Source organism: Kribbella shirazensis (assembly GCF_011761605.1).
Lineage (GTDB): Bacteria > Actinomycetota > Actinomycetes > Propionibacteriales > Kribbellaceae > Kribbella > Kribbella shirazensis.
This window is the reverse complement of record NZ_JAASRO010000001.1, coordinates 5,392,875-5,408,281: the sequence shown is the minus strand read 5'-3', so window position 1 is coordinate 5,408,281 and position 15,407 is coordinate 5,392,875. Positions and strand designations below refer to the sequence as shown.

15 protein-coding genes are annotated in these 15,407 nt (G+C 68.8%); 4 read left to right on the top strand and 11 right to left on the bottom strand.

The features are described from left to right. The first annotated feature begins 25 nt into the window (after positions 1-25). Positions 26-778 carry a glycerophosphodiester phosphodiesterase family protein gene (locus BJY22_RS26100; RefSeq protein ID WP_337759085.1) on the top strand — a complete coding sequence of 251 codons (753 nt, stop codon included), beginning with the start codon at positions 26-28 and terminating at the stop codon, positions 776-778. Positions 779-844: 66 nt separating this feature from the next. After that, a complete protein-coding gene (locus tag BJY22_RS26095) occupies positions 845-2,218 on the top strand; it encodes an MFS transporter (protein ID WP_167211406.1) in 1,374 nt (457 codons plus the stop codon). Here the strand turns inward: BJY22_RS26095 and BJY22_RS26090 are convergent. From BJY22_RS26090 to BJY22_RS26060, 7 genes are all read right to left on the bottom strand, one after another. Continuing rightward, positions 2,215-3,633 carry a polysaccharide lyase 6 family protein gene (locus tag BJY22_RS26090; protein WP_167211403.1) on the bottom strand — a complete coding sequence of 473 codons (1,419 nt, stop codon included), beginning with the start codon at positions 3,631-3,633 and terminating at the stop codon, positions 2,215-2,217. The genes BJY22_RS26095 and BJY22_RS26090 overlap by 4 nt on opposite strands. 9 nt (positions 3,634-3,642) lie before the next feature. Next, complete coding sequence (locus BJY22_RS26085) at positions 3,643-4,494, bottom strand: AraC family transcriptional regulator (protein WP_167211401.1); 852 nt, start codon at positions 4,492-4,494, stop codon at positions 3,643-3,645. Beyond that, positions 4,491-5,927 (bottom strand): polysaccharide lyase 6 family protein, encoded by a 1,437-nt coding sequence (locus tag BJY22_RS26080; RefSeq protein ID WP_167211398.1) that lies wholly within the window; start codon positions 5,925-5,927, stop codon positions 4,491-4,493. The genes BJY22_RS26085 and BJY22_RS26080 overlap by 4 nt, the downstream gene beginning before the upstream one ends. A 3-nt stretch (positions 5,928-5,930) precedes the next feature. After that, a complete protein-coding gene (locus BJY22_RS26075; RefSeq protein ID WP_167211395.1) occupies positions 5,931-6,797 on the bottom strand; it encodes a carbohydrate ABC transporter permease in 867 nt (288 codons plus the stop codon). Next, complete coding sequence (locus tag BJY22_RS26070) at positions 6,794-7,738, bottom strand: ABC transporter permease subunit (protein ID WP_167211392.1); 945 nt, start codon at positions 7,736-7,738, stop codon at positions 6,794-6,796. The genes BJY22_RS26075 and BJY22_RS26070 overlap by 4 nt, the downstream gene beginning before the upstream one ends. Beyond that, the gene (locus BJY22_RS26065) at positions 7,735-9,075 is read right to left on the bottom strand and encodes an ABC transporter substrate-binding protein (RefSeq protein WP_167211389.1); all 1,341 of its coding nucleotides are present in this window, start codon (positions 9,073-9,075) and stop codon (positions 7,735-7,737) included. Before BJY22_RS26065 ends, BJY22_RS26070 begins: the two co-directional genes overlap by 4 nt. A gap of 144 nt (positions 9,076-9,219) precedes the next feature. After that, complete coding sequence (locus BJY22_RS26060) at positions 9,220-9,798, bottom strand: TetR/AcrR family transcriptional regulator (RefSeq protein WP_167211386.1); 579 nt, start codon at positions 9,796-9,798, stop codon at positions 9,220-9,222. 236 nt (positions 9,799-10,034) lie between these two features. Between BJY22_RS26060 and BJY22_RS26055 the strand changes: the two genes are divergently transcribed. Beyond that, positions 10,035-10,778 carry a class I SAM-dependent methyltransferase gene (locus BJY22_RS26055; RefSeq protein ID WP_167211383.1) on the top strand — a complete coding sequence of 248 codons (744 nt, stop codon included), beginning with the start codon at positions 10,035-10,037 and terminating at the stop codon, positions 10,776-10,778. Positions 10,779-10,899: 121 nt separating this feature from the next. Here the strand turns inward: BJY22_RS26055 and BJY22_RS26050 are convergent, their stop codons facing one another. Genes BJY22_RS26050 through BJY22_RS26035 form a run of 4 tightly spaced genes read right to left on the bottom strand, consistent with a single transcriptional unit; the run spans position 10,900 to position 14,727 of the window. Continuing rightward, complete coding sequence (locus BJY22_RS26050; RefSeq protein WP_167211380.1) at positions 10,900-11,436, bottom strand: hypothetical protein; 537 nt, start codon at positions 11,434-11,436, stop codon at positions 10,900-10,902. 9 nt (positions 11,437-11,445) lie between these two features. Next, positions 11,446-12,675, bottom strand: coding sequence for an ABC transporter permease (locus tag BJY22_RS26045; RefSeq protein WP_167211377.1), 1,230 nt, complete (start codon positions 12,673-12,675; stop codon positions 11,446-11,448). After that, positions 12,675-13,367: an ABC transporter ATP-binding protein gene (locus BJY22_RS26040; protein WP_337759082.1), complete on the bottom strand. Its 693-nt coding sequence runs from the start codon at positions 13,365-13,367 to the stop codon at positions 12,675-12,677. Before BJY22_RS26040 ends, BJY22_RS26045 begins: the two co-directional genes overlap by 1 nt. Further along, on the bottom strand, positions 13,357-14,727 hold the full coding sequence (locus BJY22_RS26035) for an efflux RND transporter periplasmic adaptor subunit (protein ID WP_167211374.1): 1,371 nt from the start codon (positions 14,725-14,727) through the stop codon (positions 13,357-13,359). The genes BJY22_RS26040 and BJY22_RS26035 overlap by 11 nt, the downstream gene beginning before the upstream one ends. Positions 14,728-14,973: 246 nt before the next feature. Here BJY22_RS26035 and BJY22_RS26030 point away from each other — a divergent pair, with 246 nt between their 5' ends. Beyond that, the gene (locus BJY22_RS26030) at positions 14,974-15,345 is read left to right on the top strand and encodes an RNA polymerase-binding protein RbpA (protein WP_130448290.1); all 372 of its coding nucleotides are present in this window, start codon (positions 14,974-14,976) and stop codon (positions 15,343-15,345) included. The last annotated feature ends 62 nt before the right edge of the window (positions 15,346-15,407 follow it).

The window sequence follows — 15,407 nt, the reverse complement described above, 5'->3', positions numbered from 1 at the left end:
ACGCAAACGGTACATACTTCCACGCGTGTACCCCTACCTCGACCACGACGGGCCGATCGCGATGGCGCATCGGGGCGGCGCGAAACACCCGGACAACATCGGGTACGAGAACTCGCTGCGTGCGTTCCAGCACGCGGTCGACCTCGGATACCGGTACCTGGAGACGGACCTGCACGCGACCCGCGACGGGGTCGTGATCGCCTTCCACGACACCCGGCTCGACCGGGTCACCGACCGGGCCGGAGTGATCGCCGAGCTGCCCTGGTCCGAGGTCAGCAAGGCGAAGATCAACGGCCACGAGCCCATCCCCCGCCTGGACGAGCTGCTGGAGCAGTTCCCCGAGACCCGGTTCAACCTCGACATCAAGGCCGAGGGCGGGCTCGAGCCGGCGGCCAAGGTCCTGCAGTCGATGGGCGCGATCGACCGGATCTGTGTCTCGTCGTTCTCCCAGTCGCGGGTCCGGCGGATCCGCAAGCTGCTCGGTCCGCGGCTGTGTACGGGGTACGGCGACTGGGAAACCGCACTGATCCGGTTCCTGCCGTTCGGCGTGCCCGCACGCGGCGCCTGCCTGCAGATCCCCGAGCGGTACGGCGCGCTCCGGGTCCTCACGCCCGGCCTGGTCAAGCGGGCGCACGCGCGAGGCAAGCAGGTGCACCTGTGGACGGTCGACGACGCCGATGTGATCCGCCGGATGCTCGACGCCGGCGCCGACGGCATCATCACCGACCGCACCGACGTACTGCGCGACGTGCTGATCGAACGCGGTCAGTGGCACTGAATCGGGCACTGAAGTGTTATCGCCAGGTACGCCGCTTCGCATCTCTGACCTGACACACTCCTGCGCATGGGACTTCTCTCCGCCCCGGCGGCGGTCGACAAGCGTGAGTACTGGGGTTTCAGCCTGTACGACTGGGCCAACTCGGGCTATGTCACCACCGTCGGCACGGTGCTGTTCGCGCCGTACCTGACCTCGGTCGCCGAGACCGCCGCCTGCGGATATGTCGGTTCGGCGGACAGACCGTGCCACACGAATCTGGACGTGCTCGGCCTGGGCATCTCCCCCGGCTCGCTCGCCTTCTACGTCGTCACCGTCGCAACCCTGGTGTCGGCGCTGTTCCTGCCCGTGGTCGGTGCGATCGCGGACCGGCTGGAGCGCAAGAAGCTGCTGATGTGCGCCTTCGCCTGGACGGGTGCGCTGGCCGCCTGCTGCATGGTGTTCGTCGGCGGCGGGCGCTGGGAGCTCGGTGCACTGCTGCTGTTCATCGGCAACCTGTGTCTCGGGTCGTCGCTGGTGGTCTACGACTCGATCCTGATCGACATCACCGGCCCGGACGACCGGGACGACGTCTCGTCGCGCGCCTGGGCGTTCGGCTACCTGGGCGGCTTCATCCTGCTCACGATCAACCTGGCAGTCGTCACCGCTCACGACGCACTCGGCCTGAGCCAAGGTACGGCGGTGCGCCTGAGTCTGCTGTCCGCCGGGCTGTGGTGGGGAGCGTTCACGTTCATCCCGTTCGTGAAGTTGCGCAACCGGCCGCCGACGCACGTCGTACCGGTGCGGAGCGGCAGCCTGGTCCGGCAGAGCTTCGGCCAGCTGGCCGCGACGCTGAAGCACATGCGGACTTATCCGATGACCTTGCTGTTCCTGGTCGCGTACCTGTTCTTCAACGACGGGATCCAGACCGTCATCTCGGTGTCCTCGACGTACGGCGAGAAGCAGCTCGGGTTCGAGACCCAGGTGCTGATCGCGACCATCCTGCTGGTGCAGTTCATCGCGTTCTTCGGCGCGCTGGCGTTCGGGCGGTTCGCGCGGCGGTTCGGCACCAAGCGGACCATCATGGGCGGGCTGGTGTTCTGGATGCTCATCGTGATCGCCGGCTTCATGCTCCCGGAGAAGCAGATCGTGCCGTTCTTCGCGATGGGGGTCGCGATCGGGATCGTGCTCGGCGGCACGCAGGCGCTGTCCCGCTCGGCGTTCAGCCAGCTGATCCCGAAGGGCCGCGAGGCGGAGTACTTCTCGCTCTACCAGGCGGGCGAACGCGGGACGTCGTGGCTCGGCACCCTGGTGTTCGGTCTGGTCCACCAGATCACCGGTTCGTACCGTCCCGCGATCGTCGCCCTCGGCATCTTCTTCGTGATCGGCCTCGTTCTGCTGTCACGCGTCGACATGCGCCGCGGCATCACCGAGGCCGGCAACAGCCAGCCGACGGTCGTCTAGGCAGCGTTGGGGCCGACGTCAGCGGGTGTGAGCGGACGGCGGATCGGCGTACCGGTCGAGTACTCATCCGCGCCCACGTCGTACGGCGCCGTGCGGGGCTGACCGTCCATGTCGTCGGCGACCTGACCCGAGTGGTCGAGCTTGGCGGCGTTCGCGGCCGCGCTGCCCGAGCCGAGCCGGTACACACCGTCACTGCCCGCGGTCAGCTTGGGATCGGCCCGGGTGTAGCCCGAGGACGGGATGTTGCCGGTGGCGGCCTGTCCCCAGACGATGTTGCCCGTCCAGGTCAGGCCGTCCGGATAGGGCATGGCGACCAGTTCGCCGTTGCCGCCGACCATCAGGTTGTCCGCGATCACGCAGTTCAGCGGCGGAACGGTGCGCTGGCTCTCGCCGGCCACGGCCTGGCCGTTGTTCCGCAGCGTGTTCAGCACGATCGTGACCCGGTCGGGGGCGTCGTTGCCGCGGCGTGAGTCCGACGGCTCGCCCTCGTAGTGGTCGCGTTCGGTGCCACTGCCGAGGACGACGCCTGCGCCGCCGACCCCGTCGACGTAGTTGTTCACGATCAGGTGGTCGTTGCCGTAGATCCGGATCCCGTTGTCCCCGGACAGCAGGTAGTTGCTCTCCACCCGGTTCTCGTTGCCGTGCCGCAGCACGATGCCACCCAGGCTGTCGCGGATCGTGTTGTACCGGATCGTGTTGCCCGACGACTTCACCGAGATCGCCTCCGGGTCGCCGTCGACCCGCTCGAACAGGTTGTACTCGACCGTCGCGTCGGCGGTGCTGAGCGCCCGGCTGCTGACGCCGAGGCGGATCGGCTCACCACCGTTCGAGCCACCGAAGGAATGGTCGCGGAAGTGGTTGCGCAGGATGTGCGTGCGCTGCGCCATCGCCTCCGATCCCGGTCCGTCGATCACCAGGTAACAGCCGACGGTGGACTTGTCGTGGAACGTGTTGCGGTCGATCTTCGCGTCGTTGCCCCGGACGACGACCCAGTGCCCGGTCTCCGCGGCGAAGGACAGGTCGTTGCGGGTGAGCCGGATCCGCGGGCAGTCCGCCGGGATCTCCAGCGTCGTACTCTGCCGGAACGCGAACCCGCTGATCGTGATGTTCGAGGATCCCGAGAACACGAAGCTCTGCGCGCCGGTCAGCGTCACCCCGCCGCGGCTCTGCGCCACGATCGTGATCGGCGCGCTGCTGCTTCCGTGCCGGTTGGTGATCCGGATCGGCGACCCCGACGGTACGGCGTACGAACCGTTGGCGAGGGTGATCGTGGTGCCGGCGGCGGCACTGTTGATTGCCTGCTGCAACTCGGCCAGCGACGTGACCGTCGCCTGAGCCGTGGCGAGCGCAGGTCGCGCGCCCACCAAGGAGAAGGCGACGACTCCAGTACTGGTCAAGAAGGTACGACGGTCCATGACGAGCTCCTAGCTGTTGGGGCGGTACAACTTCCGGTACTCGCTCGGGGTCACCGAACTCACCTGTCGGAAGACCTTCGAGAAATAGGACTGGTCCATCCCGACGGCGGCCGCGATCTCCTCCATCGGTCGTGCGGTCGCCACCAGTTCGCGCTGGGCCCACTCGATCCGGGCCCGCTTGATGTACTGCTTCGGCGACAGGCCGAACTCGGTGCGGAAGTGCCGCATGAACGACGGCAGGTCGTAGCCGAACACGGCGGCGAGCTCCTCGACGCTCGGCAGCGTGGCGAGGTTCTCCTGGATGTACCGAACGATCGCGGACTCGCTCGTCTGCTGCGGGGACAGCCGCACAGAACCGGGCGGCGCACTGTCCAGGTAGTGCGCGAACAGCGCGGTCAACGCCGAACGCAGCCGCAGCGGCGTGGCGAGACCGGGCGGGTCGCGATCGGCCGCGCCGACCTGCTCGAACAGGGCCGCTGCCTGTTCGGGAGCGCGGCTCGGCACGATGTACGGCAGCGTCAGCATCTCGCCGATGTCGCGGTCGCCGATCAGCGCGGAGAAGTGCAGCCAGTGCTTGCGGAAAACGTTGTCGCTGATCGTCTCGTACGACACCGGCACGTCGGCCGGCAGATACACCAGCTCGCCGGGCCGCGGGTAGAGCTCCTGCTCCCCTACGACGAGACGTCCCTCCCCTTCCAGGATCAGGTACAGCCGCGAGAACGGGTCCGGCTGCAGGGACCGCGACCATTCGCGGTGCACCTTGGTGATCCGGGCGGCGACCACCAGGTCCAGCCGCAGCCGATCGAGATACGTACGGATGATCTCCTGCTCCCCCAGCGCGGTGTTCTGTGCCGTCGTCATCGTGCGTGCGGTCCCACGTCGGCGGCGGTGAGCGGGCGGTACGCCGGACGGCGTGCGGAGTACTCGTCCGCGCCGACATCCGCGCGACCGGTCCGGTGATGACCGTCCAGATCCACGTCGACGTCCGGGTACGCGCGCGACGCCGCGTTGATCGCCGGACTGCCCGGTGCGAGCCGCCGTACCCCGTCGGAACCGGCCGCGAGCCGCGGGTCGACGCGGGTGAAGCCGGCGGCGGGCGCGTTGCCGTCCGCGGCCTGTCCCCAGTGCAGGTTGCCCGACCAGGTGATGCCGTCCTGGAACGGCATGTTCACGAGCTGTCCGCTGTCTGCCATCAGAAGATTGTCCGTCACCGCGCAGCCGAGCGGCGGCAGGGTCCGGTGACTCTCGCCGATGATCGCGGCCTCGCAGTCGAGCACGGTGTTCAGCGCGATCCGGACCCGGTCGGGCGCGTCGTTGCCGCGGCGGGAGGCGGCCGGCTCGCCGGGATAGTGGTCGCGGACGTTGCCGCTGCCGAGCACGACGCCGGCGCCGCTGATTCGCTCGACGTAGTTGTTCACGACCAGGTGGTCGTCGCCGTAGATCCGGATCCCGTTCTCGCCGGACAGCAGGTAGTTGCCCTCGACCCGGTTCCGGTTGCCGTGCCGCAGGACGATCCCGCCGAAGCTGTCGCGGATCGTGTTGTGGCGGATGGTGTTGCCCGACGACTTGACCGAGATCGCCTCGGGGTCGCCGTTGGCGCGCTCGAACAGGTTCAGCTCGACGACCGCGCCGGCCGTCGACAACGCCCGCGGGCTGACGCCGAGCCGGATGGGCTCACCGCCGTTGTCGCCGGGGAACGTGTGGTCGCGGAAGTAGTTCCGGGTGATGTGCACCCCGCGAGCCATCTGGTCGGTCCCGGCGCCCTCGACCCCGAGGTAGATGCCGAGTGTGGACTTGCCGTGGAAGTCGTTGCGGTCGACCGTCGACTCGTCCGCACGAACCATCACCCAGTGCAGGCCCTCGAGATCGGCCAGCTGGAAGTCGTTGCGGCTCAGCCGGATCCGCCGGCAGTCCGGCGGGACGTCCAGCGTCGTACGCTGCCGGAACGCGAAGCCGCTGATCGTGATGTCCGACGACCCGGTCGGCACGAAGCTCTGTTCACCGGTCAGCACCACGCCGCCGGCCGACTCGGCCCGGACGACGATCGGCGCGCCGCGACTCCCGCGCTTGCCGGTGATCGCGATCGGCGCCCCGGCCGGTACGTCGTAGGTGCCGTCGGCAACCGTGATGACGGTGCCCGGCACCGCCCGCGCGATCGCGTCCCGCAGTTCGTCGAGTGAACGGACGAGGCCACGGGGTGTGTCCGCGGTCGCCGCCCGCGTGGTCAACGCTGTCAGTGTGGCGGTCAGTGTGGCGGTCAGGCCGGTGGCGGCCAGGAAGGTACGACGATGCATGTCTCACCCCTTGAGTGCGCCGGAGGTGAGCCCTCGGGCGAACGAACGTTGGAAGAAGAGGAACACCAGCACGGACGGCAGCAGCGCGAGCAACGACGCGGCCAGGACAACGCCCGGCGTGACGGCCGGGTCGATCCGCAGCGTCCGCAGCGCGAGCGGCAGCGTGTACGCCGACGAGTTCTGGGCCACCAGCAACGGCAGCAGGTACTGGTCCCAGATCATGGTGAAGCCGAACACCCCGATCACGCCGAGAGCCGGCTTGCACAGCGGCAGGATGATCTGGGCGAAGATCCGCAGCTCGCCCGCGCCGTCGATCCGCGCCGCCTCCTCGAGCTCCCGCGGCACGTCCTTCATGAACTCGGTCATCACCAGGATCGAGAACGCCCACGCGCCGAGCGGCACGATCATGCCGGCCAGCGTCCCCATCAGATTGACGTGCACCAGCGGCAGATCCGCCAGCACCAGGGTGAGCGGCAGCGCGAGGATCTCCTCGGGCAGCATCATCGTGGCCAGGATCGCGACCATCACCAGCGTCATCAGCGGGAACACCTTCCGCGCCAGCGCGTACCCCGCGAGCACCGACACCGCCACCTGCAGCAGCAGGCCGAATCCGACGACGAAGAACGAGTTCAGCAGGTACCGCAGTACGCCGTGGTCGAACGCGATCCGGAAGTTGTCGAGGGTCGGCGTCCTCGGTACGACGCTCAGCTGCGTCGGATCCGACACGTGGTTGAACGAACCCACGAGCAACGTGAGCAACGGACCGGCGAAGACGGCGAACAGACCGGTGTAGACGACGAACTTCGCCAGCCGGGCGCCGACGCCCGTGCGCTCGGTGAGTCCGAGCGCGGTCTCGGTGGCAGCACTCATGCGGATCTCCTCCGTCGCAGCAACTGGACGCACACGGTCAGCACGAGCGTGGCGGCGAACAGCAGCACCGCTCCGGCCGAGCCGACACCGAGCCGGCTCTGCTCCAGGCCCAGCTTGTAGATGAGCGTCATCACGACCTCGGTCGAGCCGTTCGGCCCGCCGTTGGTCAGCAGGAACACCTCGGTGAACGTCCGGAACCCGCGGACCGCCGCGAGCACGAACAGGATCGCGAACACCGGCCGCAGACCGGGCAGCGTGACGTGCCGGATCCGCTGCCGGGTCGACGCCCCGTCGACCGTCGCCGCCTCGTACAGTCCGCGGTCGATCCCCGCCAGCCCGGCCAGGAAGATCATCATGTCGTACGGCGCACCGCGCCAGATGCCCGTGACGGCGATCGAGGCGAGCGACGTGTGCGGGTCGTTGATGAACCCGGACGGACCGAGCCCGACCAGACCGATGACCTGGTTGATCAGGCCGTCGCCCGTCGGGTGGTACATGATCCGCCACAGCTCGGCCGTCACCGCCAGCGGTACGACGACCGGCAGGAACGCGGCCGACCGGATGAAGGTCAGCTTCCGGGTCTGCCCCTCGACCAGCAGGGCCAGGCAGAACCCGAGGATCATCGAACCGGCCGTCTGGCCGACCGCCAGCACCACCGTGTTCCAGGCCGCGGACCGGAAGCCGTCCGAGCCCAGGACCTCCGCGTAGTTCGCGCCGCCGACCCAGGTGTTGCCGAGGTACGGCCGGACGTCCTGGACCGACATCCCGATCGCCTGCGCCATCGGAATGAACTTGAAGTACACGAACAGGACCAGCGCAGGCGCCAGGAACAGCCACGGAACCCACCACTGACCACTGCGCCGCCGCTGTCCTCGGCGTGGGGTGGCCGCCGGCGCGACGTGCGCCGGGACGGTCACCCGAGCCGCCTCACGGACACTCACGACGCGCCGATGCCCTGCTGGCTGAGCGCTTCACCCAGCTTCTGATCGACCTTCTTCAGCTCGGCGTCGAGGTCGAGGCCGCAGTCGGCGATCAGAGCGTTCACCGTGTCGGCCGTGCTCTGGCGGACCGCCGTCCAGTTCGGGATCGACGGGGCGTAGCGGCCGTGCTCGCGGTACGCGTCGGCGTATAGCTTCCACCGCGGGTCCGGGCGGACCGACGCGATGTCGACGCCCTTGTTGACCGGCAACTGCACGATGAACGCCTTCTCACCCTGCATACCGATCTTCTGGCCCTCCGCGGAGATCGCGAAGCCGGCGAACGCGTTCTGCCCGGCCTCGTTCTTCGAGCCGGCCATCAGGTAGACACTGCCGCCCTCGGCGAGCACCGTCGAGTCCTTCGGTCCCTTGGGCATCGGCGCCACCTGGTACTTGTCCTTGCCGAGCGAGGAGTCGAAGCGGGGCATTAGGTACGGGCCGACGACGTACATGCCGGTCTTGCCGGCCTCGAACGTCTCGTTGGTCGGCGGGGTGTCCATCGTCGCCGCACCGGGCTGGACCACCTTCGACGTACAGGCGAGGTCGCGGAACCACTTGGTCGCGGCCACCGACTCCGGGGTGGTCATCGCGGGCTTGAACTTCCCGTCGGACTGCTTCGCGATGAAGTCACCGCCGGCGGCCCAGAGGAAGTTCGAGAAGTACCAGGACGCGTAGCCGCGCTTGGTCGAGCCCGGCACCGCCAGTCCGTAGGTGTCGGCCTTGCCGTTGCCGTCCGGGTCCTGGGTGGTGAAGGCCTTCGCCAGGGCGGCCATCTCGTCCCAGTTCGTCGGCGCGGCCAGGCCGACCTTCTGCAGCCAGTCCTTGCGGATCAGCAGCGCGGAGGCCTGGGCGGAGTACGGAACGCCGTACGTCTTGCCGTCCGCGGAACGCGCGGCCGCCAGCGCGGGCTCGAGCAGCTGGTCGCTGCCCTTGATCGCGCCCAGGTCCACCTCGCGGACGATGCCCTGGGAGACCATCGTGCCCAGCTGGGACGAGTCGTTCATCACGATGTCCGGCAGGTCCTTCTGCGCCGCGCGCTGGGACAGCTTCGTCTCGAAGTCGTCGAAGATCGCCGTGACCTCGACCTTGTGGCCGGTCGCCGCCTCGAAGGCCGCGACCAGCTTCTTCATGCCCTTCTCACCGTCGCCGCCCGGCGTGGTGCGGGTCCACAGCTCCAGCGGAGCGGACGGATCCTGCTCGGCAGTGCCGCTACGGCCGGCGCCGCCGGCTCCACCCGCTCCGCACGCGGCCACCGCCAGGGCCATCCCCACCCCTGCGGCCATCACCTTGAATGACCTCATCACGGACACAGTCATGCCAACTTCCCTGTCGACGAGAGGCCAGATTTGTACTTTTTGGGCCTCATTTCGTCGGAAGATAGCGCTTTCCGCGCGCAGCCGTCAATGACTCATCGGATCTCTCCGACGAGTCATCGGGTCCGGCAACTAGCTCGGCACGACGGAACCCACGAAGGCGCGTACTTCGTCCGTGGTCGGGCGGACGCCCGTGCGATCGGCGAACAGCAGGTGGGTCGAGCCGATCAGCGTGAGGCCGAGGACGTCGATGTCGGCGCCGGCCGGGATCCGGCCGTAGGTCTGCTCCGCGGCCAGGTAGTCCCGCAGAGCACGGCCGGCCTCAGTGAGGATCGGCACGCCGGTCGGCACGTCTTCGCGCAACCGGGCGCGCAGGCCGTCCCGGGAGATCGTCAGGCTGACGATCGCGACGGCGACCGAGCCGAACAGGTCGGTCAGCATCGTGGTCAGGTTGTCGACCACGATGCCCTGTCCGGCGGCCTTCAGCAGGACTTCGGCCTGATCGTCGAGGCGGCGGATCCGGTCCAGCACGAGCTCTGCGAGGAAGCCGTCGAAGTCCGTGAAGTGCTTGTGCAGCATGCCTTTCGCGCACCCGGCTTCGGTGGTCACTGCACGACTGGTGAGCGCCTCGGGGCCGTCCCGGAGCAGCACGCGCTCAGCCGCGTCGAACAACTGCTCCCGGGCATCCCGCATCGCCACGCCAGTAGGCATCCGCACCGTCCCTTGACACAAGTGGGCATGCGCCCACTACGGTTGGGCACATGCCCACTCTAGCCCCCGAACCCCCTCCCGACCCCGAGCCCACCACCACCACCCGCGAGCCATCCGACGGCCCTGCACTGTCACGCAGCACTGCGCGGCCAGGCAACACCGAGTCCCCGGGAAGCGCTGCGCCGTCCGGTGGTTCAGCGCCATCCGGTGGCGGTGAGCCGCATCGGCAGCGGGTGATGGCGGAGTCCTTCGGGATGGACGCGGCGCTGTACGACCGGGCGCGGCCGCGGTACCCGGATGCCCTGGTCGAGGCGATCGTTGCCTCCGCGCCGGGGCGCGAGGTGCTCGACGTCGGGTGCGGTACCGGGATCAGCTCGCGCCAGTTCCAGGCGGCCGGGTGTCGCGTCCTCGGTGTGGACGTCGACGAGCGGATGGCGGCGTACGCCCGCAGTACCGGGGTCGAGGTGGAGGTGTCCCCCTTCGAGTCCTGGGATCCCGCCGGCAGGACGTTCGACGCGGTGGTCGCCGGTATGACCTGGCACTGGATCGATCCGGCGGCCGGCGCGGCGAAGGCCGCCAGGATCCTCCGCCCCGGCGGCCGGCTCGCCGTCTTCTGGTACGTCCTGCAGCCACCGCCCGAGATCGGCGCAGCGTTCGCCGCCGTGTATCGCGACGTCCTGCCCGGCAATCCGGCCGTCACCGCGTCACCTCTCGGTGCTTACGAACAGTTCCTCGACCGGACCGCCGGCAGCCTCACCAGCCTGTTCACCGATATCGAGCGCCCGACATTCCCCTGGTCACGTACCTACACGCGCGACGAGTGGCTCGACCAGCTCCGCACGAGCGGCATGGCCAAGCCCCTCACCGACGCCGGCAAGCTCGACGCCGTCCTGGAGGGAACCGGCGCCGCGATCGACGCAGCCGGCGGCAGCTTCACTCTCGACTCCCTAGCCGTCGCCCTCACCGCCACCCGCGCATGAACGCCCGCCCGGCTGGGCGTGCCGGCTGGGCGCGATCCCCAGGCCATCACAATGCGCTGTCGCCGACAGCCGCCCCGCATGCCTCTGCGGCAGGCGGTCGATTGTGATGGCCTGGCGATCGTCAGCGCGACGAGGGCGTGGCAGTCGGGTTGGTGCGGAGGCCGAGGGTGCCTTGGCGGACGGTGTTCGCGGTGATCGTGCCGTTGGTGTTCTGCCCGCTGACCACGATCTGTTCGCCCGCCTTCAGATCCGCGGCGGTGCCCTTCGAGCTGATCTCGTACGTCGTGTCGCCGGTCAGCTTCACCGTGACGTTGCCCGCCTGGGTCTTCACGACCAGCTCCGAACCGTTGGCCGACACCACCGTGCCGACCGTCCCACCACCACCTTGACCGCCAGGCGCCTGGCCCGGCCCGTTCTGTCCCCGCAACCCGCCGTACCCGCCGAAGCCGCGACCGGCCTGCGGCTGGTTCGACGAATTGTCGGAGGCGAACGCGGCATGCAGCCCCGCACCACCCGCGAGCCCGACGGCCAGCACCACGACGCCGGTCAGAATCGCCGTCGCCAGCGGCAGGTTGAGGGTCTTCTTCGGCGTCAGCGCCGCCTCGACCTCCTCGTCGGACCCGATCTGGGCGAACTCGTCGGGTGTCTGGTTGCTCATCCAAGGACCTCATTCATGACGTAGGGCATCGATGGGACGGAGGCCGGCGGCTCGGTGCGCCGGCATGCTGCCGAAGAACAGGCCGACCGCCGCGGACACGCCGAGCGCGAGCCCGATCGACGACGGCACCAGCACCGGCTGGACGCCGGCCAACTGGAAGCGGGTGACGATCAGCGCCACCGCGACCCCGACCGCACCACCGATCAGGCTGAGCAGCGTCGCCTCGATCAGGAACTGGCCGAGGATCGTCCGCCGCCGCGCACCGAGCGCCTTGCGGATACCGATCTCGCGGGTCCGCTCGGTGACGGTGACCAGCATGATGTTGGTGACGCCGATCCCGCCGACGACCAGACTGATCGCGGCCACGGTCGCGAGGAGCGCTGTGAACGTCGCGGCAGTGTCCTGGCTGGTCTGCAGGATCTGCGCCGAGTTGGTAATCCGGAACGGCGAGGTCGCGGTCGCCGGCACCTGGTGCCTTGCCGTCAGCAACTGCGTGACCTCGGCCTGCGCGGTGTCCACCTTGTCCTTGTCCGCCGCCTGTACGACGATCTGGTTCAGGGCGCCGTACCCCGCCTGCGTCGCGCGGAGCGTGGTGATCGGGACGATCGCGGTCGCGTTCGGGTCGTTGAACCCGGTGCTGTCCTTGCTGGCCAGTACGCCGAGCACGGTGAAGTCGACGGCGCCGAGCTTGATCGTCTGACCGACCGCGCTCGCCGGCCGCGTGAACAACTCGGTCGCGGCCGTCTGCCCCAGCAGGATCACCCGCCGCGACGCGTCGACGTCTGCCTGCGTGAACGAACTGCCGAGCTGCACCGGCGTATTGGTGGCCGGCAGGTACGACGGGGTTGTCCCGATCACCTGGTTGACGGTGTAGCTGGTGTCGCCGTTGGTCGCCGTACCGGAACTGGTCATCACCGGCGCGACCGTGGAGATGTCGGGGGCGAGGTTCTTGTCCGCGAGCGCTGCGGCGTCCTCGAGTGTGAGGCTGTACTGCTGGTTGGCCGGTCCGGCCTGGCCGCGGACGAAACCGCCGCCGCCACCGGTCGTGGAGACCGTGAGCAGATTGGTGCCCATCGCCTCCAGCCGTTCTTGTACAGCCTTGCCCGAACCGTTGCCGACTGCAACCAGCACGATGACCGCACCGACCCCGATCGACACGCCGAGGACGGTGAGCAGCGATCTGAGTTTGTTCGCGGTGAGGCCGCGGAGCGCGGCGCCCATCAGGTCACGTGGTGACATCAGCGGGTCACCTCGTCGGAGACGATCCGGCCGTCGGCGACCTGTACCAGCCGGCGTGCCCGGGCCGCGACCTCGTGCTCGTGGGTGATCACGACGATGGTCCGCCCGTCGCGGTGGAGGTCGTCGAACATGCCCAGCACCTCGTCGGTCGAGTGCGCGTCCAGGTTCCCGGTCGGCTCGTCGGCGAGCAGGATCCGTGGGCCCGTCGCGAGTGCGCGGGCGATCGCGACGCGCTGCTGCTGGCCGCCCGACAGCTGGTTCGGGCGGTGGCCGGTACGGTCCGCGAGACCGACCAGCTCCAGCGCGCGGTTGGCCCGCTTGCGGCGTTCGGCGCGGCGCAGGTGGGCGTAGGTGAGCGGCAGTTCGACGTTCGCGAGCGCAGTGGTCCGTGGGATCAGGTTGAACGACTGGAAGACGAACCCGATCTTCCGGCCGCGGACGAGCGCCTGCTGGTCCTCGCTCAGCCGGGCCACGTCGCTGCCGTCGAGCCAGTACTCGCCACGCGACGGTACGTCGAGGCAGCCGAGGATGTTCATCCACGTCGATTTGCCGGATCCCGACGAGCCCATCACCGCGATGTACTCCCCCGCCTCGACCCGCAGCGACACGCCGCGCAGCGCGTGGACCGCGGTCTCGCCGTGGCCGTACGTCTTGGTGACGTCCCGGAGCTCGATCAACGCGTCAGCGGCCACGGAAGCCCCCGGCGCCGGTTCCCTGGCCGACGCCCGCCCCGGGGAGCTGGCCACCGCCGGGCTGCTGGCCCTGCCGGTTCTGGCCGTTCTGCGTCCCGGTGCCGCCGATCGCGCCCTGCAGGAGCTCGATCTGGTCGCCCTCGTTCAGCCCCGACGTGATCTGCGTGTAGCTGTCGCCACGAACGCCGACCTGGATCTCACGGGTCCCGCTGCCGTCGGCCATCGTGACCGTGTACGTCGTACCAGTGGTCGCGATCGCGGTGCTCGGGACGTACAGGGCGTCGGCCGCCTTCGCGGTCTGGACCGTGACGTTCGCCGTCTGTCCCATCCGGGCGTTCGCCGGGAGCTTGGCGAGGCTGAACGTGGCCGAGTACGACACAACGCCGTTGGTAGTGGTCGGGGTCGGCGACACGGACGCCAGCGAGGCGGTCAGCGTCGTACCAGGCTCGGCGTTCAGGCTGACGGTCGCGGTCTGGCCGGCCTTGATCTTGATCGCGTCCGCCTCCGGGAACGCGGCTACCACCTGGAGGGCCTTGAGGTCGGCGATGTCGACGAAGCCCGTGCCCGATGTGGACGACGACGTACTGGAGCTTGAGACTGAACCTTGACCTGAGGTCGAGCCTTGACCGCTGGTGCTTCCGGTACCTGAACCTGAGCTGGATCCGCCGGCCACCGACCCGACCGTGCCGTTGACCGCGGTGATCGTGCCGGCGATCGGCGCCTTCAGCGTGGTCGCGTCGACGGCGGCCTGGGCGGCCTCGACGTTCTGGTCAGCCTGTTCCTTGTCGGCCTTCGCCTTGGCCAGGCTCGCCTCGGCGTTGCTGACGGCAACTTCTGGGCTCTGACCCTGAGCCTGACCTTGAGACTGTGTCTGTTGTTGCTGCTCTTGACCGTTGCCCGGAGTTGGCGTCGGGGTCGGGGACGCCGATGCCTCCTCCGCTTCCTCGAGCGCCTCCTCGGCGTCGCTGAGGGTCTCCTCGGCCGCGGTGACCGAGTTGGCGGCGGCGATCTGGTTCTGCTGGGCGATCCGCAGCTGCCGCCCGGCCGCGGACGGGTCGATCTTCGCGATCGCCGCACCCTTCGCCACCACCTGACCGACCTTGACGAGCACTTGCGTGACCGTGCCGGAGGTCTCGAACTGCGGGGACGCGGTCTGCGAGCTCTGCAGGGTGCCGCTCGAGCTGACGCTCGCGGTGACCTCGCCCCGCTGCACGGCCGCCGTGGGGCGGGTCGCACTAGCGGCCGGCGGGTCCTTCTTGAAGAACAGGAAGTAGGCGGTCACGCCTATGACAAGGATCACGGCCGCCAGGGCCACGTTCACGAAACTGAGGCCACGGAGCTTGTGGCGGGGTAGCACCATGGACAGTGAGGTTAGGGACGGATACTGAGGAGGAGATCCTCGATTCCTGGCAACCGGCTGTGAACCAGATACCGATTCGGTACGTCGTACGTCGGGCGGCTCGCGACACACCGTGCTCTGTGAACACTCGATGACAGCCGGTCACGACAGTGTTGTCAGGTGCGTACATACGGCGCGGACATGCCAAAATGGGAATGATCCGGGCCGGCCGACCGTTGGCACGGATGACGATCTCGGAGGTTTGACATGTCTAATCGCGTACTGCGTGGTTCGGGGCTGGGTGGGGTCAGCTTCGAGGATGACCGTGGTGTCGAGTTCGCGCCGCGCCAGATGATCACGTACGACTGCCCCCGCGGCCACGTGGTCGAGGTGACCATGGCGCACGACGCCGAGGTGCCCGCGGTCTGGGAGTGCCCGCACTGCGGCAGCGAGGCCGCCCGCTCCACCGGCGAGAAGCCGGAGCCGAAGCAGGAGAAGCCGGCTCGTACGCACTGGGACATGCTGCGCGAGCGCCGGAGCATCTCGGAGCTGGAGGAGTTGCTGGCCGAGCGGGTCGAGCTGCTGCGCAAGGGCGAGATCGGTCCGGCGCACCTGCACCGGACCAAGCGCACGGCCTGATCCAGACCCTGGTCTGCTCTGGGGCCCTCACCGCAATGGCGCGGTGGGGGCTCTTTTGTGGG

What these genes read in the sequence shown, in the direction of transcription:
- BJY22_RS26095 (WP_167211406.1), top strand. Translation starts at nt 845, where the DNA reads ATGGGACTTCTCTCCGCCCCGGCGGCGGTCGACAAGCGTGAGTACTGG.
- BJY22_RS26090 (WP_167211403.1), bottom strand. Translation starts at nt 3,633, where the DNA reads ATGGACCGTCGTACCTTCTTGACCAGTACTGGAGTCGTCGCCTTCTCC.
- BJY22_RS26085 (WP_167211401.1), bottom strand. Translation starts at nt 4,494, where the DNA reads ATGACGACGGCACAGAACACCGCGCTGGGGGAGCAGGAGATCATCCGT.
- BJY22_RS26080 (WP_167211398.1), bottom strand. Translation starts at nt 5,927, where the DNA reads ATGCATCGTCGTACCTTCCTGGCCGCCACCGGCCTGACCGCCACACTG.
- BJY22_RS26075 (WP_167211395.1), bottom strand. Translation starts at nt 6,797, where the DNA reads ATGAGTGCTGCCACCGAGACCGCGCTCGGACTCACCGAGCGCACGGGC.
- BJY22_RS26065 (WP_167211389.1), bottom strand. Translation starts at nt 9,075, where the DNA reads ATGAGGTCATTCAAGGTGATGGCCGCAGGGGTGGGGATGGCCCTGGCG.
- BJY22_RS26060 (WP_167211386.1), bottom strand. Translation starts at nt 9,798, where the DNA reads ATGCCTACTGGCGTGGCGATGCGGGATGCCCGGGAGCAGTTGTTCGAC.
- BJY22_RS26055 (WP_167211383.1), top strand. Translation starts at nt 10,035, where the DNA reads ATGGCGGAGTCCTTCGGGATGGACGCGGCGCTGTACGACCGGGCGCGG.
- BJY22_RS26050 (WP_167211380.1), bottom strand. Translation starts at nt 11,436, where the DNA reads ATGAGCAACCAGACACCCGACGAGTTCGCCCAGATCGGGTCCGACGAG.
- BJY22_RS26045 (WP_167211377.1), bottom strand. Translation starts at nt 12,675, where the DNA reads ATGTCACCACGTGACCTGATGGGCGCCGCGCTCCGCGGCCTCACCGCG.
- BJY22_RS26035 (WP_167211374.1), bottom strand. Translation starts at nt 14,727, where the DNA reads ATGGTGCTACCCCGCCACAAGCTCCGTGGCCTCAGTTTCGTGAACGTG.
- BJY22_RS26030 (WP_130448290.1), top strand. Translation starts at nt 14,974, where the DNA reads ATGTCTAATCGCGTACTGCGTGGTTCGGGGCTGGGTGGGGTCAGCTTC.